Origin of the sequence: Silvania confinis (assembly GCF_025564085.1) — a bacterium.
Taxonomy (GTDB): domain Bacteria; phylum Pseudomonadota; class Gammaproteobacteria; order Enterobacterales; family Enterobacteriaceae; genus Enterobacter; species Enterobacter confinis.
The window spans coordinates 591,262-612,272 of the sequence record NZ_JAMGZJ010000078.1 but is presented as its reverse complement, the minus strand read 5'-3'; the positions used below and the strand labels follow the sequence as shown (position 1 = coordinate 612,272).

33 protein-coding genes and 1 pseudogene are annotated in these 21,011 nt (G+C 49.9%); 10 read left to right on the top strand and 24 right to left on the bottom strand.

Annotation, left to right across the window (positions count from 1 at the left end; all coding sequences use genetic code 11):
- Positions 1-10: 10 nt before the first annotated feature.
- The 4 genes from M8013_RS20755 to M8013_RS20740 form a co-directional block, all read right to left on the bottom strand.
- Entirely contained in the window at positions 11-1,315 is a 1,305-nt protein-coding gene (locus M8013_RS20755; RefSeq protein WP_271269658.1) for a phage portal protein, read from the bottom strand.
- The gene (locus M8013_RS20750) at positions 1,315-3,045 is read right to left on the bottom strand and encodes a terminase large subunit (protein ID WP_271269657.1); all 1,731 of its coding nucleotides are present in this window, start codon (positions 3,043-3,045) and stop codon (positions 1,315-1,317) included. Before M8013_RS20750 ends, M8013_RS20755 begins: the two co-directional genes overlap by 1 nt.
- 3 nt (positions 3,046-3,048) lie before the next feature.
- On the bottom strand, positions 3,049-3,522 hold the full coding sequence (locus tag M8013_RS20745; RefSeq protein WP_271269656.1) for a phage terminase small subunit P27 family: 474 nt from the start codon (positions 3,520-3,522) through the stop codon (positions 3,049-3,051).
- A 156-nt stretch (positions 3,523-3,678) separates the two neighbouring features.
- The gene (locus tag M8013_RS20740) at positions 3,679-4,029 is read right to left on the bottom strand and encodes an HNH endonuclease (protein ID WP_271269655.1); all 351 of its coding nucleotides are present in this window, start codon (positions 4,027-4,029) and stop codon (positions 3,679-3,681) included.
- Positions 4,030-4,044: 15 nt separating this feature from the next.
- Here M8013_RS20740 and M8013_RS20735 point away from each other — a divergent pair, with 15 nt between their 5' ends.
- A complete protein-coding gene (locus M8013_RS20735) occupies positions 4,045-4,242 on the top strand; it encodes a hypothetical protein (RefSeq protein WP_271269654.1) in 198 nt (65 codons plus the stop codon).
- On the opposite strand, the gene M8013_RS20730 is transcribed toward M8013_RS20735, so the two are convergent.
- From M8013_RS20730 to M8013_RS20685, 9 genes and pseudogenes are all read right to left on the bottom strand, one after another.
- On the bottom strand, positions 4,229-4,402 hold the full coding sequence (locus tag M8013_RS20730) for a GnsA/GnsB family addiction module toxin (RefSeq protein WP_271269653.1): 174 nt from the start codon (positions 4,400-4,402) through the stop codon (positions 4,229-4,231). The two genes, M8013_RS20735 and M8013_RS20730, sit on opposite strands and share 14 nt — an antisense overlap.
- A gap of 1,249 nt (positions 4,403-5,651) precedes the next feature.
- A pseudogene (locus M8013_RS20720) lies at positions 5,652-5,813 on the bottom strand (Acb2/Tad1 domain-containing protein); the annotation flags it as partial.
- 172 nt (positions 5,814-5,985) lie between these two features.
- The gene (locus tag M8013_RS20715) at positions 5,986-6,150 is read right to left on the bottom strand and encodes a YnfU family zinc-binding protein (RefSeq protein ID WP_271269650.1); all 165 of its coding nucleotides are present in this window, start codon (positions 6,148-6,150) and stop codon (positions 5,986-5,988) included.
- 82 nt (positions 6,151-6,232) lie between these two features.
- Entirely contained in the window at positions 6,233-6,436 is a 204-nt protein-coding gene (locus M8013_RS20710; protein ID WP_271270172.1) for a hypothetical protein, read from the bottom strand.
- Positions 6,393-6,665, bottom strand: coding sequence for a hypothetical protein (locus M8013_RS20705; RefSeq protein WP_271269649.1), 273 nt, complete (start codon positions 6,663-6,665; stop codon positions 6,393-6,395). The genes M8013_RS20710 and M8013_RS20705 overlap by 44 nt, the downstream gene beginning before the upstream one ends.
- Entirely contained in the window at positions 6,662-6,886 is a 225-nt protein-coding gene (locus M8013_RS20700) for a hypothetical protein (protein ID WP_271269648.1), read from the bottom strand. The genes M8013_RS20705 and M8013_RS20700 overlap by 4 nt, the downstream gene beginning before the upstream one ends.
- A complete protein-coding gene (locus M8013_RS20695) occupies positions 6,883-7,497 on the bottom strand; it encodes a glycoside hydrolase family 19 protein (protein WP_271269647.1) in 615 nt (204 codons plus the stop codon). Before M8013_RS20695 ends, M8013_RS20700 begins: the two co-directional genes overlap by 4 nt.
- Positions 7,498-7,668: 171 nt before the next feature.
- Complete coding sequence (locus M8013_RS20690) at positions 7,669-7,950, bottom strand: phage holin family protein (RefSeq protein ID WP_271269646.1); 282 nt, start codon at positions 7,948-7,950, stop codon at positions 7,669-7,671.
- Positions 7,937-8,332, bottom strand: a complete 396-nt coding sequence (locus tag M8013_RS20685; protein ID WP_271269645.1) for a phage holin family protein — start codon at positions 8,330-8,332, stop codon at positions 7,937-7,939. Before M8013_RS20685 ends, M8013_RS20690 begins: the two co-directional genes overlap by 14 nt.
- Before the next feature lie 117 nt (positions 8,333-8,449).
- Here M8013_RS20685 and M8013_RS20680 point away from each other — a divergent pair, with 117 nt between their 5' ends.
- On the top strand, positions 8,450-9,481 hold the full coding sequence (locus tag M8013_RS20680; protein ID WP_271269644.1) for an AbiJ-NTD4 domain-containing protein: 1,032 nt from the start codon (positions 8,450-8,452) through the stop codon (positions 9,479-9,481).
- A gap of 72 nt (positions 9,482-9,553) precedes the next feature.
- Here M8013_RS20680 and M8013_RS20675 read toward each other — a convergent pair whose 3' ends face one another.
- The 11 genes from M8013_RS20675 to M8013_RS20625 all read right to left on the bottom strand — a co-directional run bounded on the left by M8013_RS20675 (position 9,554) and on the right by M8013_RS20625 (position 15,463).
- Positions 9,554-10,132, bottom strand: coding sequence for a DUF1133 family protein (locus tag M8013_RS20675; protein ID WP_271269643.1), 579 nt, complete (start codon positions 10,130-10,132; stop codon positions 9,554-9,556).
- 13 nt (positions 10,133-10,145) lie between these two features.
- On the bottom strand, positions 10,146-11,135 hold the full coding sequence (locus tag M8013_RS20670; RefSeq protein WP_271269642.1) for a DUF968 domain-containing protein: 990 nt from the start codon (positions 11,133-11,135) through the stop codon (positions 10,146-10,148).
- Positions 11,132-11,833, bottom strand: a complete 702-nt coding sequence (locus tag M8013_RS20665; protein WP_271269641.1) for a phage antirepressor KilAC domain-containing protein — start codon at positions 11,831-11,833, stop codon at positions 11,132-11,134. Before M8013_RS20665 ends, M8013_RS20670 begins: the two co-directional genes overlap by 4 nt.
- Before the next feature lie 15 nt (positions 11,834-11,848).
- The gene (locus M8013_RS20660; protein ID WP_271269640.1) at positions 11,849-12,238 is read right to left on the bottom strand and encodes a RusA family crossover junction endodeoxyribonuclease; all 390 of its coding nucleotides are present in this window, start codon (positions 12,236-12,238) and stop codon (positions 11,849-11,851) included.
- Complete coding sequence (locus M8013_RS20655; RefSeq protein WP_271269639.1) at positions 12,235-12,555, bottom strand: LexA family protein; 321 nt, start codon at positions 12,553-12,555, stop codon at positions 12,235-12,237. Before M8013_RS20655 ends, M8013_RS20660 begins: the two co-directional genes overlap by 4 nt.
- Complete coding sequence (locus M8013_RS20650) at positions 12,552-12,779, bottom strand: hypothetical protein (protein ID WP_271269638.1); 228 nt, start codon at positions 12,777-12,779, stop codon at positions 12,552-12,554. The genes M8013_RS20655 and M8013_RS20650 overlap by 4 nt, the downstream gene beginning before the upstream one ends.
- Positions 12,776-13,435 carry an MT-A70 family methyltransferase gene (locus tag M8013_RS20645; protein ID WP_271269637.1) on the bottom strand — a complete coding sequence of 220 codons (660 nt, stop codon included), beginning with the start codon at positions 13,433-13,435 and terminating at the stop codon, positions 12,776-12,778. The genes M8013_RS20650 and M8013_RS20645 overlap by 4 nt, the downstream gene beginning before the upstream one ends.
- Positions 13,432-14,304, bottom strand: a complete 873-nt coding sequence (locus tag M8013_RS20640) for a conserved phage C-terminal domain-containing protein (RefSeq protein WP_271269636.1) — start codon at positions 14,302-14,304, stop codon at positions 13,432-13,434. The genes M8013_RS20645 and M8013_RS20640 overlap by 4 nt, the downstream gene beginning before the upstream one ends.
- Positions 14,294-14,473, bottom strand: coding sequence for a DUF4222 domain-containing protein (locus tag M8013_RS20635; protein ID WP_271269635.1), 180 nt, complete (start codon positions 14,471-14,473; stop codon positions 14,294-14,296). The genes M8013_RS20640 and M8013_RS20635 overlap by 11 nt, the downstream gene beginning before the upstream one ends.
- Positions 14,474-14,667: 194 nt before the next feature.
- On the bottom strand, positions 14,668-15,213 hold the full coding sequence (locus tag M8013_RS20630) for a YmfL family putative regulatory protein (protein WP_271269634.1): 546 nt from the start codon (positions 15,211-15,213) through the stop codon (positions 14,668-14,670).
- A gap of 25 nt (positions 15,214-15,238) precedes the next feature.
- Positions 15,239-15,463 carry a helix-turn-helix transcriptional regulator gene (locus M8013_RS20625; RefSeq protein WP_271269633.1) on the bottom strand — a complete coding sequence of 75 codons (225 nt, stop codon included), beginning with the start codon at positions 15,461-15,463 and terminating at the stop codon, positions 15,239-15,241.
- Positions 15,464-15,570: 107 nt separating this feature from the next.
- Here M8013_RS20625 and M8013_RS20620 point away from each other — a divergent pair, with 107 nt between their 5' ends.
- From M8013_RS20620 to M8013_RS20585, 8 genes are all read left to right on the top strand, one after another.
- Positions 15,571-16,230 carry a LexA family protein gene (locus M8013_RS20620; RefSeq protein WP_271269632.1) on the top strand — a complete coding sequence of 220 codons (660 nt, stop codon included), beginning with the start codon at positions 15,571-15,573 and terminating at the stop codon, positions 16,228-16,230.
- A gap of 759 nt (positions 16,231-16,989) precedes the next feature.
- Complete coding sequence (locus M8013_RS20615; RefSeq protein ID WP_271269631.1) at positions 16,990-17,310, top strand: hypothetical protein; 321 nt, start codon at positions 16,990-16,992, stop codon at positions 17,308-17,310.
- The gene (locus M8013_RS20610; RefSeq protein WP_271269630.1) at positions 17,310-18,347 is read left to right on the top strand and encodes a chromosome partitioning protein ParB; all 1,038 of its coding nucleotides are present in this window, start codon (positions 17,310-17,312) and stop codon (positions 18,345-18,347) included. Before M8013_RS20615 ends, M8013_RS20610 begins: the two co-directional genes overlap by 1 nt.
- Complete coding sequence (locus tag M8013_RS20605; protein ID WP_418939550.1) at positions 18,334-18,816, top strand: hypothetical protein; 483 nt, start codon at positions 18,334-18,336, stop codon at positions 18,814-18,816. The genes M8013_RS20610 and M8013_RS20605 overlap by 14 nt, the downstream gene beginning before the upstream one ends.
- Positions 18,813-19,010: a hypothetical protein gene (locus M8013_RS20600; protein ID WP_271269629.1), complete on the top strand. Its 198-nt coding sequence runs from the start codon at positions 18,813-18,815 to the stop codon at positions 19,008-19,010. The genes M8013_RS20605 and M8013_RS20600 overlap by 4 nt, the downstream gene beginning before the upstream one ends.
- Before the next feature lie 121 nt (positions 19,011-19,131).
- Positions 19,132-19,542: a hypothetical protein gene (locus M8013_RS20595; RefSeq protein WP_271269628.1), complete on the top strand. Its 411-nt coding sequence runs from the start codon at positions 19,132-19,134 to the stop codon at positions 19,540-19,542.
- A gap of 97 nt (positions 19,543-19,639) precedes the next feature.
- On the top strand, positions 19,640-19,885 hold the full coding sequence (locus M8013_RS20590; RefSeq protein WP_271269627.1) for an excisionase: 246 nt from the start codon (positions 19,640-19,642) through the stop codon (positions 19,883-19,885).
- On the top strand, positions 19,866-20,996 hold the full coding sequence (locus M8013_RS20585) for a phage integrase Arm DNA-binding domain-containing protein (RefSeq protein ID WP_271269626.1): 1,131 nt from the start codon (positions 19,866-19,868) through the stop codon (positions 20,994-20,996). The genes M8013_RS20590 and M8013_RS20585 overlap by 20 nt, the downstream gene beginning before the upstream one ends.
- Positions 20,997-21,011 lie beyond the last annotated feature (15 nt).

Sequence of the window (21,011 nt, the reverse complement as noted above, 5' to 3'; positions counted from 1 at the left end):
GAAAATGCTCCTAAGCGGCCTGTTTTAGCGGAGATTGCTCAAAGGAAATATCGGGGAATAACTGGTTATGCAGTTCCAGCAGCGCACTCGCCCTGGTTGCCTGATTGTTTTTGCGTAAATCTTCCAACGCAGTGAGGTTCAATTGCACCGTATAAATGTCGCCGCCAGGTATAGGAGGCAGGTTTTCAAGGCGACGAACATCATTACGGCTCATCCAGCCATTTTGCAAGGCAGTTGTGTAATAAGCCGCTCGCCCTGCGCTGTCAGCACGAAGCAAGCCTTCAACGGAGAATTCAGCAAAATAATCCTCATCGTTCGCCAGCAAACAACGTGCTATCTCCTGCTCAATATTGACCAATAAAGGGCGAAGTGTATTGGTCAGAAAGAGGAGGTTCATCCCTTCTACACTGGAGGCCCAACTGCTTTGTTTGGTCATATGACCGACCATAAACGGAGGAATACGGAACCACCGACAAATCTCTTCAATACTAAAAGAGCGGCTCTCAAGCATCTGCGCGGCTTCAGGATTCATGGTGACACCCTGATAGGTCATGTCGCCTTCGAGCACCATGACCTTACCGGCATTTTTCGAACCCACAAACGAACTCAGGTTTTGCTTCAGGCGCTCTCTCTGTTCTTTGTTAATGTCTGCTTTCGCACTAATAAAGCCAGAATTTTGTATTCCGTTTTCAAAGATTTTTGCGGCTGATTCTTCAACCGCCATTGCCGAGCCAATGACATCCCTGCCTGTCATCATTGGCATCATGCCGCAGACACCATCCAGACCGAATCCGCGAATGTGCATCATGTTTTTGACAGGGATAATTCTCTGGCCGTTCTTGTCGGTGTAGGTGTACTGCAATTGCCCGTTATCGAGGCGCTTAACGACCATGTTTTGAGGAAGAAGCGGGTTTAAACCAACAACCTTTTGCCCGATCATTAGCTTTTCAATGAAGGCATTGCCACGCATACAGATGCTGGCTACGAGCATCAGCATGAATCTGGACGGTGTCATTTCTCCATTGGGCTGTTTACAGAGCACTTTATAGGCCGGGTGATCGGTCGCAAGTGCGCGCGAACCGTCCTTTTCCCGTTTATAGACTTTTAAGGGCAACGTTGAGACTGATTCGCTCAGCAACCGTGCGCACGCCCAGACAGCTGACAGCATGATCGCCTTATCGACGGTCACCGTTTTACCGCTGCTGCTGGTACCCATCCACTCCTGCCAAAACGTGCCGGTGGTCAAACTGATAGGTACACCTAGCCAATTTAAAAGGGCGCTTTTTACGCGCCCTGGTTGTTTTTTGGATTTCATCAGACACCTATCATTATCGGATCTTCAAAGAAGTCGGTTAAGTCCTGCTTATCATCACCACCGTTGACGAGTAACCTGCTTTTGGCGGTGAACAGCGCCACCGGCCCATCGATTTTATTTTCCGGCGTTGATTTATTCGGGAACACGTTGTCGTTTTTGTCAGGCTTAACGGTGACGTTTGACATCATCCACGTCATTACGGGGTTGCCGTCGTGGTGTATTTTGCTGCCGTACACGTCCGCCTGAACGGACTTCATGGATTCAGACAGGTTTTTTACCGTCTGTGCGACTTCTACCAACGGCAGCCCCTCTTCCGCCAGCGCAAGGCTAAACTGGGTTGCGCTCCACGGGTCGAAGGCTATTTCTTTCAGGCTTTCACCTTTCACCCAGGCTTCAACCTCGGCTTTGATATAACCGTGATCGATAACGTCACCATCGGTTAAATCCAGAAATCCAGCATCCGCCCATTTCCGGTAGAGCTCAGAAATATGCTTCGGCGCGGTTTCCAGTCGTCCTTCTGGGATCCAGAATTTCGACTTGGTGTGGGTGTGACCATTCGGCGCCAGCCACGTTTTAACCGCGGCGCAAATGTCTATCTTGTTGGCTAAGTCAATACCAACCCAAAGCGGCCAGTTGACCAGTTCTTCATCCGGGGCAATGTCGCTGCACTTATCCCAGCGGTCCATATCCATCCAGGCGCTTTCCGCCGTCACCCAGATATTGAGGTGCTTGGTGAAAAAATTAGGACGCGCTGCGATCTGTTCTTTCGCTTTTTTCGCTAGACGGCGCATGTCGTCCCAGCGCTTACAGATCCCCAGTCCCGGATTTGCCTTCGGCCAGTTCTTCTCATCGAACGGGTCGTCATCTTCATCCAGTGTGTAAATGACAGCAAAGTAAGTGTCGTCATCTACCACGCCGCGCAACACTTTTATGGCGTAGTCGCGCTGTTCAAAACAGATCCCCTCTTTGTTTGAACCAGCCGTTGTGATGGCAAAAAGCAACGACTGCAGGCGGGCACCCGTGGCGGTCTCCAGAACGTCCCAAACATCACGGGTGCGGTGAGCGTGGAGCTCATCGACAATCCCGCAATGGATATTCAGACCGTCGAGGTTATTCGCATCGCTGGAAAGTGGCTCAAACTTTGAGGCGGTTCTTTCCTGGTGGATGTTCAGTTTGACGTGACCAAATAGTCTTCCCAGTGTTCGGGGTGCTTTCTTGATCATGTTTTTGGCATCATCAAAAACAATGCGCGCCTGGTCGCGAGTGGTCGCCGCTGAATAGACCTCGGCACCGCCCTCACCATCCGCTCCTGTCATATAAAGTCCGATACCGGAAGAAAGCGTTGATTTTGCGTTTTTACGCGCAACCTCGTTGTAGGCCGTACGAAAACGGCGAACCATGATCGCATCACCATCATCGTCAAACATCTGCTCGCCGGTCATTTCGTCGATCAGAGGGACCACGAACCCGAACAGGTTAATTAGAATGAAGATGTCCCAGGCCATCAGGTCTATCGGCTTTCCGGCCAGAGCACCTTTGACGTGAGGGACGAAGTTGTAGAAATCGAGAATGTGCTGGGCGCGATCCTTGTTGAAATAGACGCCGCGTTCAGGCCCATACTCTAAATCTTTAAGGAATCGTTGGCACGATAGCCGCACCAGTTCGCCAGCAACAATCTCGCCGGATAGCACGCGCTCGGCGTACTGGATACCATCCGAAACGGTTGCCATTCATCATTTGCGCTTATTAAGAAATGCTTCCAATGGGTCAGCCTCGGCAGGGACTTTTGCCCCAACCTTCGATCGGCTGGCCGGTGTCATACCGAATTCTCCCAGCATCGCCCGAATGCGTTTCCACGCATCAGATTTCATAACGGCTGCCGGGTGGGCTTTCACCATCTTCTCGCCGGTTGCTGAGGTGGATATGTAGGTGTAACCCTCTTCAGCCAAAACCTCGCAGTGATGTCGATATTCTGTGTAGGCTTCGATCAGCAATTCGAGAGCTTTACCATCCAGCGTTGTCATCACGCCGATGGCGTCGAGATCATCCCCGATCCGCTTAAACCAATACTTCCCCATCTTGTCAAAATGCTTCGGAATTGGGGGTACCCCTGATGGAGGTTTTGGCTCGTTCTTTTTGATTGCTCGCTTTGATGGGTTCCCCTTCACCAAAACCAGGTGTGTCGGGGTTTTCGGTGGTCCGGACATAATCGAAAACTCCTATTAATCATTTGCTGGGATACCCCTAAAAATCTTTTCTAACCTGCGGGCGTGCGACAAAAACTTAGGCGGCGGTCCTTTAGCGCGTCGTTCCTGAACTTTCAACCCGCCCTCCCCCTCGGCCCACCCAAATGAGAATTGATGTCATTTGAGTCTTTCGACCGCTGTTTTCGCCCTGTGGCAGGACTTGCAGAGGCTTTCAAGGTTGGACAGGTCATCGGTACCCCCATTTGCTTTGGCGGTGATGTGGTCAACCGTCTCAGCGGGTGTATAGCTTCCATTTCGCAGGCATTCCTGACAAAGGTGTTTATCCCTGTCGAGAACGATTGGGCGCAGCCTGTCCCACTTGTTGCCATAACCTCGCTGATGCCTGCTCTGCCCTCGCTGATGCTGCTGCCAGCCTTCGTTAAGGTGCTTGGAGCAATAGCCTGAGCGGTCGGTGGTTGTGCCAGGGCAGCCACGCTTGCGACAGGCTCTCGGGATAGCCGCCGGCATCAGGGCATTTTCTCTATGAACATAATCAGTAGTGTCATCGCTTTACCTTCTTCAGTCTTAAAACTCCGCGATTGCGCAGTTGCTTTAACCCCTATAGGCCATAATTTCGGTTTATCCGCTACAGCCATTACGATGGGTCGGCCCATGGTGATGGCAATAAAAAAGGCCGCTATTGCGACCTTGTCTTTAGAAGATGAGATTAAAGAAGTTTAATTTTCACGTCATAACCGTTAAGACCTGTCATCGTTTCGCGAGCAACAAACTGAATTTCAGAAACTTCTTTTCCGGTTTTTTTTTGTAGTTCTGAAATTTTCTTTACTATCAGCGCGGCAATATCTTCTTCTGCCTTTTGCGTCAGAGCTTCAACTTTCATTTTTACCTCTTCTGGTTTATTTACTATTAAGGTTATCCAGCAAGGTGACAATTGTTGATGAACTGTCCTTAACCATAACTGTATATAAATTATAGACTACCGATAATGCAGATGCTGCATGCTCATAGGATTCGCTTGCAAATTCCTTCACATGGTACCCCACCACGTTAGTTTTGCTCACATTGATGGCAATAAAAAAGCCCCTGCATAGATTGCAAGGGCTTCGGTATATGGTGCCGGGTGCATCCCGGTGAGTCGTTGGGTTAACCACCCATGACCCGCTGTTTCAGTCGTTCATGATGAGCGCCAGTGAAAAAGAGTCATCAGGTTAATTAGTCCCACCGCTTAGAGGGATTCACCATATTAGGATATTAGCAGAAGTTTTGCGGATACCCCGTTAGAAATCTACTAAACCTCGCTGGCACCACATAATCAGTATTTAACTTTCCTTAAGAAAATTATTTACTGCATTCTCAACCTCACCCAGGCAGAGTTCCCTATCGGAAGCGACATATATTTCGATTTGATCACCTGTAACCGAGTGAATACCGGCGAGAGATATTGGAAGATGAACTTCTTCACCGTTAGGATAGTTTCGCTTAATGGCAGTTACACCCTCCAGAGTCCGAACGACCTCTGCAGATTGTGAATTAAAGAAGACTATGACTTTTTTCATTAATTCTCTCGATGCTGGCTCAAATGAATGGATTGCTCAGCCACATCCTTGAAAAATATGCTAGCACGCGAATACACTACTTGCTAACACAAGAAGGAAAGGCCATGTGTCCACATGGCCTTTGGTTAATATTGTTTATCAGCCGTGGCATTTTACTCTGGTGCTATCCTGAGGAGTTATGCATTGACCTACACATCAATAATCTCTGCCTTATTTTTCTTATCAAAGCATTGACTATTTAAGTGTAGATTATTTCGTAAGAATAACATCAATTAACATTTAAAAACGCAAAACCAGCAATTTCATACGCAAATAAACCAATAATGCACACATTCAAAGCACAACCAACCACAAACACACCTCAAAGTAATTCACGGGAAAATATATTAAAAAATAATCACCAATATATTGAAGAAAAATCATTAAACAGGACAAATCCTATTAACTAAATAAAAAACATTAATTAATACTGAAAGCACCATGATTATGGCCGCCCGCAGATGAGCTTTGGAATGGCTAGCAATCGCCGCAAGGGCGAGTTACAGCGCGGCAGCCCCACATGCAGGCTTCCTACATTTTGGTGCGGGTAATGGACAAGCAACGCAGAGCGTCGTCAATCTCACGCGCCTGCTCAGAGCTCAGCATTTCCGGGCCATTGCGGACAGCAATCAGTTGCTCAAGCTCGGTATCGAGCAGACTGCAAAACTGACGACTGACGTCCTTCAGGCGGTTCATGCGTTCGATGTCACCCGGAGTTAACGTGCGATACCCCTTTACGGTGTTGCCATCTTGCGCAATAGCGCATGATGATTATCCCCTATGAGGGTTAAGCCATTACGATAGTTCTGCCCATGGTGATGGTAATAAAAAACCGCCCGGAGGCGGTTATATTCAGCAGGCCAGCATATTATCTGTGAATGACAAACAGTGATTTGCATCGAGGGCAGAGCAACGGCAGCTCCTGCCGTACTTTTGTGGACGGGTGGTTCGAGTTATGGCCGCATATCGGGCAAATCACTGTTGTTTTGGTCGCCGCTTCAACGCGTTTAAGTGCGTAATCGAAGAATGACATATTTTTAACCCCTCTAAGAGTGAGGTCTATCATACCACGACTGATTAATTTTTAACCAAAATAGCCACAACTTAGCACTTAATCACCGAGTTAATAACCTGCTATCGGTTGGTTGCTGGCAGTTCGCCTGCCACGATTTGTTATGCGCCAGGATGTCGCGCTTCGTCTGGCGATCCATCACTTCGATGTCGTGCTCAGTGAGGCGAATCGCGCTCACCCAGTCGCAGCCAGTGTCGATGACCTCAACCTTTGCGGGTCCAGTTTCCGCGCAGCTCACGATCAACATCGTCATCAGGCATATGGCTAACCGTCTGTTGGACATTGCTGGCCCCTTTCGTTGCTTCAACCCGGCGTTCGGCTGCTGCTTTGGTGGCTGCGGCGTTATCTTCAGTACGCTGCTGGTCTGCTTTCGATTCTGCTTTGCTGGTACCGCGCAAATGCCCAATACCAAAACCACCAACTGCGGCAGCCAGTACAGCGCCAATAACGCCGATAATGATTTCAACAATGCTCATGCGTTTACCTTCGGTTCAAAAGAGCGCACGTTGATGGGTCCACCGAACGGGCATGCACAGTTCAACCAGGTGAAAATCTTTAACTCACACATACCGTCAAAGACCTCACCCGGATCAACGTCGTGATAGCTGCAGACGATATGGAGTTCATCTCCCACCGTCTGAAGAACGACAGTATCTGTTTCCCAGTGCGGGAGAAGGATGTGAAGCCATTTCTTCATTCCAGCACCTTTTTCGCATTAGCGAAGCGAGCGCGTCGATCTTCAAGCCCGTTCGTGCCGCCGTTGATAATCTGCGTAACGCGAAGAATATCACCGGAATACAGTAGACAACCCCGTAACGCAAAGTACCAAGCCGCAGAACGGGCAGCATGGCGCTCCTGCACCAGCAACTCTGGCGTACTTACCAGATCCAGTTTCAGGGCTGCACCGCATTTGGTGTAGTTCTCGCGGCCGGTGATCTGAAGAAGTCCACGACCTCGATACTTCCAACCATCGCCCTGGGTGTTGTTACCCATGCGATCACCGTATACCAGATTGGCAATCTGCGGCTGGTGAGCGGTCTGCTTACCATTGACCCGGCCAAGCATCTCGCACTGATAAGCGGTCAGGCGTTTACCGAAGGTTTTCTTCAGGCCATCGACCGAATAGTTGAAGTTCTCCACCAGCGAGGTAAAGCCATCTGACTCATGGCCCAGCTGGGCGATAAACATGGCCTGATCGTTAATCGTGGTGATGCCGAACTCATTCATCGCATCACTGATTGGCTGAAACCAGCGCGCAGCTAATCCGGCGCTGATGCCAGCCGCCTTCTGAAATTGTTCTTTATTCATGAGGATATTCCCCGAAAGGGTTTAATTACTTACTTAAAGCAATACGACCGGCAAAATGTTGCCAGTTGTAAATATTTGACTTAAGGTGCGTATCTCAGCTACTGCTAACACCAGACCGAAAGGGTAGGAGCTCTATTGTGCGGGGAGGATTGATGTCTTTCCCCGCGATTTTTAATGACGTATCGCATCTAAAAGTCTGGCTACATTCCCCTTCGCCCATAACACCGCCGCGCATATCAAAATATTGACCAGCACGACAAACCAGTGCGATTCGCTGTACAGGCCGAACAGATATCGGAAAGGGACGCTGGCATATACCAGCACCGTGAGATAAGCCATCAGCGATATTAAAGGGCGATGTCTCGCCCCTCCGCGCTGGTAGAACATCAGGGCAATAACGATCACAGCGCAGATGCACGCGTTGACCATCGCCGAAGGATCACTTGTGACCATTGCCGGTCCCTCCTCCACGTAAGCGAGAGAGAATTCCAAACAGGCTACCCAAATCCTGACTGTTTACAAACGTGAGCAGCTTAATAGCAATAGCGGCTACGATTACCGCGCCCAGCGCATCTAGTGGCCTGTCGCTATACCCCGTCCATTTGGAGAAATAAGAGCCAAGCAGTGGAGCGCCGATAACGCCGAAGATGAATGACGTGATGAAGTAGCCCACCAGCTTAAGGCGGCTGATATTAACCGCCGTAGCGACGTAGAACACCGCACCAGCGAATGCGCCAAACACCACACCGTAATCTATGCCGGTTGCCAGGCCGAACATGCTGGCCCCCATCAGACCACCAGCCGCTACCGTAGTGCCAGAAACAGGATCGGACATTTAGCCCCCTCTAATTGCTGTGAGTCCTCTCTGAATGAGGGGATTAAAAACGGCACTAATGCCATATGATAAACAACGTGTTAACTTAGAATCCTTAACAATGTCGGAGGTTCAAAAGTGCTAACAGACGTATTTTCTTATAGGTATTCAAAATTTCCGATCTGGCATGAATACTCAACAACTGAACAGAGACTCCTCAATCAACTTATGGGTATATGCAAGGAGGCTTTACCAACATTCTCAGAAAAAGGAGGTAAGAGTGAAGCATTCGATGATTGTTGGAAAAACGTTCATAACAAAGTCAGTAGAGAACTGGGCATCCCTCACCTTTTCGATAGATATTATTCCTATACTTCTAATGGATTCCCCGTCAGTGGCTTCCATACATGGGAATATGCATGTGAGAGGTTCGTAACAGCTCCCTTCGATGGTTTACAATCGGTTGATTCATTTTTGAAAGAAAGAATCAACGTTATTGAACTTGCTATGCGCACGAGATATGAACAAATTATAAAAATAAATACCAGCCAATCTTCAATGACTCAAAGTCTTCTTCCTTTAACTAAAGGTGTTACGGTTCCTGGTTCATATCAGAAAGGTCTTTCAGCCTTCCAGCAAGAAATAATAAAACAGTATGCGGAAAACGTGTCAGAAATGAATGAAAGATTTCGTCGTGCTGGCGTGCCATTAACTTTACATAATGGATTCATACAAATATCGAAAGATGAAATGACGGAAAACAATATAGCAAAACCTTTCTGGGCCTTGTTATCAGACCCTCAATGGAAAAATGTCGACACTGACATGAAAGAATCCTTGGATAGAAGAGATTCGAAAGATAAAGACCCAGCTATTTTCGCATCAAAGGCACTCGAAAGCACAATTAAAATCATATCTGACGTTAAAGGATGGTCAAAAGGAAATGAAAAAGGCGCATCAAATTATATTGAAAACCTTAACAGTAAAGCCAATGGAAAATTTATCGAACCATGGGAGGCAGAGTTATTAAAAGGTTATTTCACCAATATAAGAAATCAAATTAGCCATGGGCCGGGAAGCAAACCAATGCCTACAATGACAGATGAGCAGACAGATTGGGCAATTGAGTCTGCAATGTCATGGATAAAAGCATTAATTGCACGACTGTAAAAAAACCCGCTCGGTGGCGGGTTCTTGATGTTTATTGCTCAGTACGCTTTACTGTCCCGAGCCTAACACAATTTAAGCACTTTCCTGCTCACTCTGCAACTTAAATCTGTCGCCATTTGTGCCGAACGCGTAACAAAGTGGTGCGTAAAGGATCGATTCTGCAAGACTAACCCATGTTTCAATGCGGCGGCGGCATGTGATAAGGGTCCAGTCGGGGTGTTTTGCATTAAGCTCGTTAGCCATCTGGAGTTTGCTTTTACGCAGACGATGACGATCAACAATCACGCCATACAGCCCACGGTATTCTTCGTTCATCAATACCGCAGCAATAACGCCGTCAATCTTCAGGCCCTCCTCGTCTGAGCAGAACGCCAGGCCAGTTTTGTTTTTACTGTCGAGGATTTCACGCAGGTATGCTTCCAGCTCGGATTTGGTGATGCCGGATTTCTTCATGCGGCGAAGAGCATCGTTGATAGCCGATTTGGTTATTTTCCCGGATGCCAGCAACTGGTTGAACATGTTTCCGCCCGAGCCACCGCCGATATAAGACCAGCGGCCCCACATGCGGAGCTTTCCCTGAATCCAGATACTTTCGAGAGTGCGTAGGCGAACTGTTTCGCCTGCCTTGCCAACTTCAGAAGGATTAATCATTTTGCGTCTCCACTTACGCCAGTACGCCGATTGCCAGCGCACGATCTAAAAACCGAAACAGCAGCGTTAACTGGTCGCCGTGTTTCGCTTCAAATGCCACAGGATCAGCGTGTAACGCGTTGTGATGCTCTCTGCACAGAGGTATCACAAACAGGTCGTGCGCTTTGGTACCCATTCCACCCTGCCCGTGGCCAATCAGGTGGTGGGGGTCGTCTGCCGGTTTAGAACAGCAGGCACACGGCTGGGTTTTCACCCATCGTGTATACTTCTCGTTTTCCCAGCGACGGCGCTTGGGCCGCAGCATCAGGGATTCCGGTGTGTCAGGATCAACCTTCACTGAAACTATCTTTTTGGCTTTCTCTTGCAGCAGCTCTGCCGCCGGTACCGATGGTGTGATGTCACTCTCACGCATCACTGACTGGAAGGGTTCAGGCTTTAACCTCAGGGCCTTGGCCGCCATGCTCTCCGGGATTACATCACCCAGACCGTTCTTCACCAGCCACCAGCAGAACTCTGGAAGCGTGAGGATATGGTCTTCACTGAATCCAAGTTGACCGCTTACAGCCTTTACCAGCCAGGATACCAGGTTTTTACGTGCAATTCCTGCCAGCCTTTCAGTGAAATGTTCACGCAGTTGGTTATCACATCCCCAGCAAAGGAGGATGCTGCCAGGCTTGTGGCGCATGATAGTGAACTCGTCTGCATGCCAGTCGTTGTGCGGCCACTGACATTCACGTTTTTGCTCCAGCCAGGCATCCAAAACTGACATGCCACCAGCACGCTGGATCACTGCGGGGTTCTCGAAAACAGACAGCAGGCTTTCATCTTCGGCCAGCGGCTGATGCGACTGAGGAATTACGCCGGACGGCATATCGGCCAGTTGTTCACCGGGAGTTTCAATCACGACGCGGCCCTGCCGGAATAACCACATCAGCTCACTGCCGGGGCGAAAGAGAACCACCCCTGACATTGGCGCAACTTCAGGTGTCAGTAATGCCCTCACGCCATCAGCCCCTTAGCAACATGCTCAGCCCACAGGCCGCCAACCCAGCGCACTCCCTTTGCAGTAAAACGCGCCTGGCTGAACGCATAGTTCGATGCATTGGTGGTACCGGTCTTCACCTCGAAGCGTTCGGCCTCAATGTGTTGATGGTATGGCGTAAGCGTCCCGTTCAGACGGTACATGATGTGGCTATCCAGCAGGAATAAGCGGAACTCAGGTTCTTTCGCGTTTAGCAGTTTGGCTACCTGCCGGAACGTCATTGAGCCAGTGGCCATAACGTATCGATCCACAAACTCTGCTTTTGGCGAGGCGATAGCCAGCTGGTCAGTCAGCTGTTGCTTTTGCTCTTCCAGCTCAGCAGCAAGACGCAACGCCTCAGAGAATGATTGTGGTACCTTCGGTTGGCTCAGTTGCTCCAGTTCCAGCCAGCGGTCGATGATCCTCTTGCGAAGAACAACGCTATAGCCAGATACCAGCGTCAGGCATAAATCCTTCGGCAAATGGAAGCACGGATATTCCCTGCCGAGGTTATCCTGGTAGTCTCCCCAAATTTGGGGAGACTGAATATTGAGCTGTTCCAGCATAATTCTTATGTCACGGCAAACATGGTCATGACGCTTATCACACAAACTGGCAATTTCCATACTGGTCATAGCCTGGAAGCCAAGATCACTTTTAACGTTAATCATCTGCTGCATGCTCTTCTCCACTTATCAGGCGGCTGCACCCGCCATGGGTTCATGTTTGGTGATCGTTATTTCTACCTTTCCACCCGGCACCTGAGGGCCCCACTCCACCAGCATTCGTTTCACCTGACTGTCATCCTCCCAGATGCCAGCATGGGTAAGCGCATCGAACAGCGCTTTGTTGTAGTTGTCGATGTCACGGCGGCGCGCATCCGGCGGATAGAGGACGATCTCTACGGCTGCTGCTGTCGCTGACGGTTTCGGAAGACGGCGAAGCTGTTCGACAATGGCAGCACATGCTGCGCTCTGATATGCCCTGCCCTTTGCGCTGATAAGATGCCGACCTTTGAGCGGACCACTGTTAGGCGCGCGCCAGTACGTGTTTACGCTCGGTGGAAACGGAAGGACAAGTTTCATAGCTTCACTCCTTGCAGTTCAAGCCACGCCACAGCACGCTCTTTGGCGTTTGCACCACCGTCCAGAAGAGCCTTAACGACCGATATCGCATCCAGGTCACTACCGTTATCAACAACAGCGATCCCCCTCGCCACCCCACTGGCGATTGAGATATACCCTTTGCGCTGGAGCATCTTCACGTGGTCTGAGGCCGCGTTCGGAGATGAACAACCAATCAGCCCGGCAAGCTCAGTCATGGTTGGAGGAAAGCCCACGCGGGCTATGTATTCCTTGATGGCTGCCAGAACCTCACCTTGTCTGCGGGTTAATCCGATCATGACTCCACTCCATAACGCCCGTTCAGGCGACCAATTTCACTGTTGAACCTCACCAAGCTGACGCCCATTGGCTTTACCAGTTCGTGATACTTCTTCAGGATCGGTGGCACGACTGCATTCCAGTTTGGTTTTGGTTTCTGCTTAAGCACCTCCCGTATTTCTTTAACGCAGCGGCGCGCAACATCCCGCACAGCATTCTGCTGCTCTGATGAAAGCTTGCTCATGCTGCGCGATCCTCTTTTTTGCTGATGGGCACAGCCCACCCCGATACCAGTTCTATGTCTGGTGATTCAGCCTGATTTCCCCAGTGATCCCAGCCAGGCGCGCCACACCGACTGAAAAGCTCAATGCGTGGAACGTCGCCGTAAAGTTGTTCAAGACGCAGTCTGGCCTCAGCTGGTTTGGCGCTGTGCTCACCGAGTGGGCTGTAGATAACCTGCTTCACGCTGGCGCTCATCCGTTCCAGCCCATTACCACGGGTCGCGATCAGAAGGTCTTCCGTGTTGGCGCGGGTGTAGTTGCCGCCGTTCATCTTGGTCTGACCGTTCAGCAGATCGAGGAAGTCGTAAAAGTCCTCAACGTTGCCGGATGCCAGAGCTTTGTTGATGTGTTGTTCTGCCAGAGGATTGAACTTCACCCAGGTGAATCCCTTCATGGTGCGGACCTTAAAGCCCCAGGCCTCAGCCAGTTCAATCGCCTCCCGGGTGTGAGTGCCGGTGAACCACATAGCCAACACAGAATTCTCAGCAGCAACTTCCCAGACAGGCAGACGTTTGATGTCGATCAGCTTCATGGTGCCGTAATGATTTTCAGCAGCACCATTGCTGGCCCTGTTGCTGTACTCCCAAGGCGGGTCTGCGTAAATCAGTGAGTAACTCATTCGTGCCCCCTGAAACCCTGTGGAACTTTGCTGTAATCAGTTTTTTCAAAGCTTGATTTAAAGATCCCATCTTCGCGGGCCCACTCGCCGTTAATTCGCTGGGGGCGGCCAGCGTTCTGCCAGCTGTTCGCTGATTTCAGATAGCCGGGAAACTTTGATGGCTGGAACAGCGTCTGTGGGCGGAGATAATCGGACATTTTCAGGTCTTCAGCCCACTTAGCGTTGCAGTAGTCCACCACCAGCATCAGCTCGGCAACGGTAAATCCTTCGCCGATACGGGCCCGAATGTTCTGCAGCGAGGTGGTTGAAACCTGATAACGGGAGTTGGTGACCTGGTTCAGGTGAACCAAAGCCTGTTTAGCCTGATCGGTAATCAACACATCACGGTCTGGTTGCGACGCAACCGGACAAGAAGGTTTTTTATCTGATGGATCTTGTTTTGATTTTACTGACGGATCCCCACCAGATTCTGACGGGTCAAAACGCCCTGCATTTCCATTTTTTGATGCCTCAAATTTTGAGGGGTCGGATTTTGAGGCATCAGATTTTGATGCGTCAGAATCTGACAGGTGAGAAAACGCAGCCGCTTGAAGTTTTCCAACATTGATTTGGTAAACGTTCGATGCGTTGCGGTTGCCATTACGGCGCTGCTTACGAGAGAGCCAGCCGTCTTTCTCCAGCTGAGCGATAGCAGTACGCACAGTGCTTTCACCAGCACCAATCTGACGAGCGATAGTGCCGATAGAAGGCCAACTAACGCCTTCGTCACTGCTGAAGTCAGCCAGACGCGCCATGATGGCAACGCTGGACAACTTCATGCCTGAAGAAGCGCAAGCGTCCCAAACGTAACCTGTTAATTTAGTGCTCATGGTCGTCCTTTAACTCTGTAAATTTACGCTGGAATTGTTCAAGAGGGCTGAAGCACTCATGCTCGTAACCGTCTCGCAGGTATATAACGCGTCTGGTCTGTGGCTCCCATCGGATGACATGGACAATGATGCCTCTGCGGTCTTTGAATCGACGGTTAACTTCAGCCATTCCTCGCGCCCCTTCTCGTTCATCAGAGCAAACACCCCTACCATTTCGCCACATGCCTGGTAGTTGTTGGCCCCACCATCCCCATGTACTATTTCCACATAGCCGAACGGGACGTTCTTACCCACCAGCGGTAAGCATCGGAATTGCTTAGCTGGCCTGTATCGGTTTAAACTGTTCATGCGTTATTTCTCCACTTATAGAATCGGCGCAACCGACGCCTCGAGCTGCACACTCGGGGCGTCACCCTTCCGGCCATTCATCACAAACGCATCTATTGAGTGCTCAGCTACGCCAACCCCATAGAGAGCCAAAAAGCCCATAAATCCATGTATCTGGTGACGTAACTTCGCGTTGAATAAATCAGACAGGAATTTGTGCTCTTTTTTATCAATGACACCGTCAGCCGCCGCTACAATCTTTGCCCTGGCAAAATCACCCTCAGCTGCCGCAGCTTTCATCTCGATATCGTAGAGATCGACGTTATCCATACTTCCAGGAATCGGGATATCCACCAGCAACTTTGCCGAGCGGGTAGCAAAATATTCAGCGACATAAAACGACGATGACAAATCCTGCATGCGCTCCAGTTCGGACAGAGTGAAAAAACGGCTCCCGCATTTCTGATACATATGGTTATGAAACTGATCGATCGTCATCCCGAGGTCGTCAGCCATACCCAGTCGTCCATGTTTGTGCGCCTTACACATAAGCCTGATAGCTGTGTTGATGTTGTCTACCATATTGTTTTTCCTTTGGTAGTTATGCTTACGCTGCAGGATCACTAGACTGAAGCGGAGGGAAAACATCATCAATGCTGACTTTTCCACCGAAATCATTAAGGGCAGAAACGATGGCGCGGCACTGATCGATGTTCATTTTTCTCTTACTGTTTTCGTAATGACAAACAGCACCTTTCGTCACCCCAAGGACACTTGCCAAGTGCCCCTGAGTGATACCTAACTTGGTTCTAATTGCTCGAAGGTTATTCATTTCGCTCTCCTGTTAACACAGGAAATATACATTTTGTATCTTTAAATCGCAATATAGATATACGATTTGTGCCTCGATTATAAGTATACAAGCTGTATTATTTGGGTATGACTATGAAATGGTACGACTTGGCTAAAACCCTGATGAAAGCCCAGGGGATAACGCAAGAACAACTTGCAGAACACCTTGGTATTACCAAAGGTGCAGTCAATCACTGGTTGAACACCCGACGTGAACCTAGCCTGGAGGAGATTGCACATATTCTTGAGTTCCTCGGTAAGAAAAACTTTTCCGTTGGGGCGGGAGGCTTAATCATTGATGATGCCCTTAAAGGAAATGTTGCATATGTGGGCCGTTATAAATCAGGCAAGAAATACCCGGTTTTAAGTAGCGTCAAGGCTGGCGCTTGGGGGGAAGCCGTTGAAGCCTATACTATGAAAGATATTGACCAATGGTTTGAGTCAGATGCTCATATTCAGGGAGATGCTTTTTGGTTAGAAGTGGAAGGTGATTCGATGACTGCACCAGTCGGATTGAGTATTCCCGAGGGAACATTTGTCCTGTTTGACACAGGAAGAGATCCAGTAAACGGAAGCCTGGTGATTGCAAAACTATCAGATACTAATGAAGCCACTTTCAAAAAATTAATTATTGATGGCGGTCAAAAATATTTGAAGGGACTGAACCCTCAATGGCCTCTTGTTCCAATCAACGGCAACTGCAGAATCATTGGCGTTGGCGTAGAAACCAAACTACGACTCATCTAAAAAAATTCTTGCAACCCAGCCGCCTGGTTGGGTTCACAAAACCATATTGACACTCATATCCCGAATAGCCACATACCGATCTATCACGACTTCTCTCACTTACCCACATCAAAATACATAACGTTGCCTCTCATAACCTTTGTATACAAAATGTATTGACCACTATGAATACGTTTTGTATATTAAATTCATCAGAAGGGAGCATTGAGGGGCGCTGTTACCCCAAGCCGCTCTGCTGTGAGTCAATGCTCTTTCCGTTGTGGTAATTGCGGCTATGCGCACGTGACGAAGCCAAATCATTCAACTCAAAAATGAATGCGGCCTTGATAGTGTGACGTCGCCGGTGATGGCTTAACCGGCAGGTGGAGGCACCACCGCCACAACCTGAAACCGTAGTCCCTGTAACAACGATAGCTGTGTGTAGTCTTGGCGGTCGGTAGTTGTGAATATCCTTAATGCCGACCGCCCATTTTCACAACTGAAAGCGCGTTCTGTACCTTTCCTCAAAGTGTCAGATCGTTAAATGCAAACCTAAGCAGAACGCGCTTTCAGTTGTGTGGAGAAACTAACCGGCGATGGCAGTCGCCCGCTTCATTAAGCGCCCTATCCTGGGTGCTTATTAAAGCGAAGTCCTCTTATCTTTATTCGCCGTCAGGCGGGGGATTCGTGCAACCAAAATTCAGCGTCGTGCAGGGCGCTTATAATACGGAGAAATTAACCATGCCTAACACACAGAACGTAACCGAGTTACAACCACGCTTGACCAGAGAGCAACTGGTCGACGCTGCCCGTAAAGCCGCCCCACTTCTTCCTATTGCCTATCGCGGGATCATGACCGAACTGGCTAACCGTCTGGATATCACCAGCGTAGCTCTCTGCGAGTCACTGAGTCAGCGCAAGTCGCTGGCTACGGAAAATGCCACCCTGCGAGAGGATGTTACGAGCTGGGCCAGAGAGTGCGACCGCATCATTGAACGGCACACAAAGACCCGCAGTAACTTGCACCTACTGGAAGCGCAGCGAGAATTGCGCGAGCTCATGCCAGTTACCAACCAGGTTATTAGCGAAGGGGTTATCTGATGTCCAACTCATTCAAACAAATGACCCGTGACGGGAGCATCAAGCGTACTGACACCGGGATGTTCATCAGCCTCGACGATATTTATGTTCGCGAAGGTTTCAACAAGCGTCATGACGACGATGAGCGTACCCGCCTGGCTGATGATGATCTCTTCAACTACCTGATGGCCGGTGGTTCTGTTCCCCCTCTGGAAGTTATTGCCCGTGACGAAGGTGGTGTGTGGGTTGTCGAAGGCCACCGCCGACGTCGCTGCTATGAGCGCTGCCGTGACGCTGGTAAGCCTGTTGACCGTATTCATATCATGCCTTTCAACGGCAACGATGTGCAGCGCCTGGCGCGCATCATGACCAGTAACAATCAGTTGCCGCTTTCAGATATTGAGCAGGCCGGTGTTATTCAGGAACTGCACAACGCGTTTAACCAGACCACCAGCGAGATTGCGAAGCTGGTCAATAAGTCTGTGGCTACCGTCGAGAAGCTTCTGACCCTTAGCACTGCAAATTATGACGTTCAGCAGGAGGTGAAATCCGGGGCCGTCTCTATGGATGTCGCAGTGGACCGCGTTAAAGAGTACGGCGAAAAGGCTGGTGAAGTTCTGCAGCATGATAAGGCTGTTGCGGCCGCTCAGGGTAAAACGAAAGTTACCCGCAGCGCTATCGCTCCGGAACTCAGCATCAAGAACGCGCGGCGGTTCGTCGAACTGATGGCAGAGGCTGCGATCAGTGACGAAGGTGTGTTCACCATCGAAGGCGCGGCGCTGGTGGAAGCACTGTCCATTATCGACGAACACAAAGCGATTGCTGAATCCAGAGAAACCTATCGCCTGTCTCAGCCAATCCCGACTACTGAGGTTCGCGGACGAACCTTGTATGTGATGTTCGATGGTAAGGAAATCGGATCCGCCATTATTTACCGTGGTAAGAGCGTTACTTTGAATTTGGGCGATAAGCAAATTGTCGCCAGCCAGTCAAAGGCTGTGGCCCACTTTGTTAAGCAGTACAAACTGCAGCAGGAAAATAATCATGACAGCCAATAAACCAATGACCGGCGAACAGCTGGATGAACTGATGACCGTTGCAGTTAATTTCCTGCGCGACAGCGAGAAAGCCGGTGAAAGATCATGCGCCAACTTCGCCTATGCAGTTCAGGTGGCTGTTCTGGAACTGCGTGAGGTTCGTGCGGATGTTGTGGCGCTGGCTGTGGAGAACGCGAAGCTCAGACACGCAATGGCCGTAACCCTTGAGCATGTATCGGTCATGAATACGGGGCAGGCTGGCGTTGCAGCGATGATTATCAATGATGCTCTGCACCACAGCGAAACCCCGGCAACCGACTCCTTCCTGGCTGAGGTGCGGGCTCAGGGTGTGGAGATGTTTGCGAACCACAAGCGTTTACGCCAGCAGGGGCTGCGCAGTAGAAACGCGAGATTGTCAGAGGAAGCTGCTGGTATGGCTGCAGATGCTGAGGATTTCGCCGCCCAACTTCGCCAGGGAGCCTCCCAATGAGCGACAACACTAAAGTGCTGAACTATGACCCGGCAGATCCTGAAAAGATGCGTTTACCTTCTGGCACTGCGTGCGGTAACTGCCACCATATTCGCCGTTGCAAAGCCATGTTCGGACACACCGAAACGGAAACCTATTGCGATTGGTCGCCATCACGCTTCATTCCCGTAAAGACCGAAGGAGCAGTCCAATGACCATCAACAAACAGGTGCTGCACTGCCGGAAAATCTAGACCATAACAGCAAATACAACCGTAAAGCTGTTTATGACCAATACAGCTAATAAGCTGTTAGTGACTAATGAAGGGAGCGCAGCATGACTGAATTAACGAAAGAGCGCCTGCAAGAGATTGTAGAAGATGGATTCCTGAAACACGGAGAGGGAAAGGCAATGGCCCGCCAGCTGCTTGCCAGCATGGAGCAGGGGCCGGTGGCTTATAACGGCATTATGCCTGACTACGTAGGCGTAGATATGACTCAGCGCGAGTGCTATCAGGCGGGACTGACGGCTGGTAAAGCATCGAAAATGTCTGCCGTATGTTGGTGCCGTACCTGCCGTCCAGTGACGATGGCTGCCATGCGATTCGTTGTATGCCCTGACTGCGGAAACAAGCGCTGCCCACGTGCGAATGACTGCAGGAATGCTTGTAGTGGGAGTAACGAGTCAGGGCAGGAAGGGAGTGCATATCCAGCACTGCAGCAGGAGGTTTCGCAAATAAAAAAGTAGACCGTTGTGGTAGTTGTTGTGACTGGGCCCGTAATGGTTGCGGAACATGTATGTTTAAAGAATGACCGGGTGCAGCCGGTTAAGTGGAGAATAAGCCATGAAGCAAATGCTCACGCTCGAGGAATGGGCAGCAGAGAAATTCCGTAGCAGTCCACCAGCTTTGAATACTCTGCGCCGATACGCTAAGCAAAATCTATTTTCCCCACCAGCCATGAAACAGGGTCGCAAGTGGCGAGTAAGGGAAGATGCAGAACTTGTAGGCGAATTGGCGAAGCCAAATATCCGAAAGTCTGACTCGCCAATACTTCAGAGGATTCTTGCTGATGGCAGCACGACCACGTAAAAACAATGTTTCTGTCCCGAATCTTTACCCTCTCTACAGCAGGAAGGTGAATAAGGTTTACTGGCGCTATAAGCATCCGATCACCGGCAAATTTCACGCGCTGGGTACCGATGAGGTGGAAGCTATTGCGATTGCTACGGAGGCGAATGCGCGCCTGGCGGAACAGAGAACCCGCCAGATCATGGCGATCAGCGACAGAATCGCCACCAGCAAGGGCAAAGCAATCACGGTATCAACATGGCTCGACCGATACTGGAAGATTCAGGAAGAACGCCTGGCAACGGGCGATATCAAGCTGAACACGTTCAAACAGAAGAACAAGCCGGTTTCGTTGTTGCGAGAACGAGTCGGAATGAAGCTACTGCCTTCAGTGGATGTTCGAGATATTGCCCAGTTGCTTGACGAGTACGTCACAGCCGGCCAGCCACGTATGGCCCAGGTAGTTCGGACAGTCCTGGTGGACATTTTTAAAGAAGCGCAGCATGCGGGTGAAGTTCCTCCCGGTTACGATCCTGCATCAGCGACCAAAAAGCCGCGGCGGAAGATTACCCGCCAGCGCCTCAGCCTGGAGGAATGGCAGCGGATATTCGATATTGCCGACGGTAACCATCAATATATGGGGAACGCAATGTTACTTGCATTGGTGACAGGCCAGCGCCTCGGGGATATTTCGAATATGAAGTTTAGCGATGTCTGGGATGATCACCTGCATGTACTTCAGGAAAAGACAGGGAGCAAAATAGCTATTCCGTTATCGCTTCGTCTCAACGCAATAAACTGGAGCTTGCGGGAAATAATCTCACGCTGCAGGGATTATGCCGTCAGCCCCTATCTGGTTCATTTTTTCAGAGCCACCTCGCAAGCTGAGAGAGGTGCCCAGGTTAAATCGAATACCATAACGATGAATTTCAGCAAAGCACGCGACAAAGCAGAGATCCCGATACAAGAAGGTAAAACACCTTCTACTTTTCACGAACAGAGATCCTTAGCTGAAAGATTATATAAAGCGCAGGGGGTAAATACGAAAGAACTACTGGGGCATAGGTCACAGCAGCAGACCGACGGCTATCATGATGACCGCGGCAAGGATTGGACCACTATCGCGATATAGGATTTTCGGGGTGGG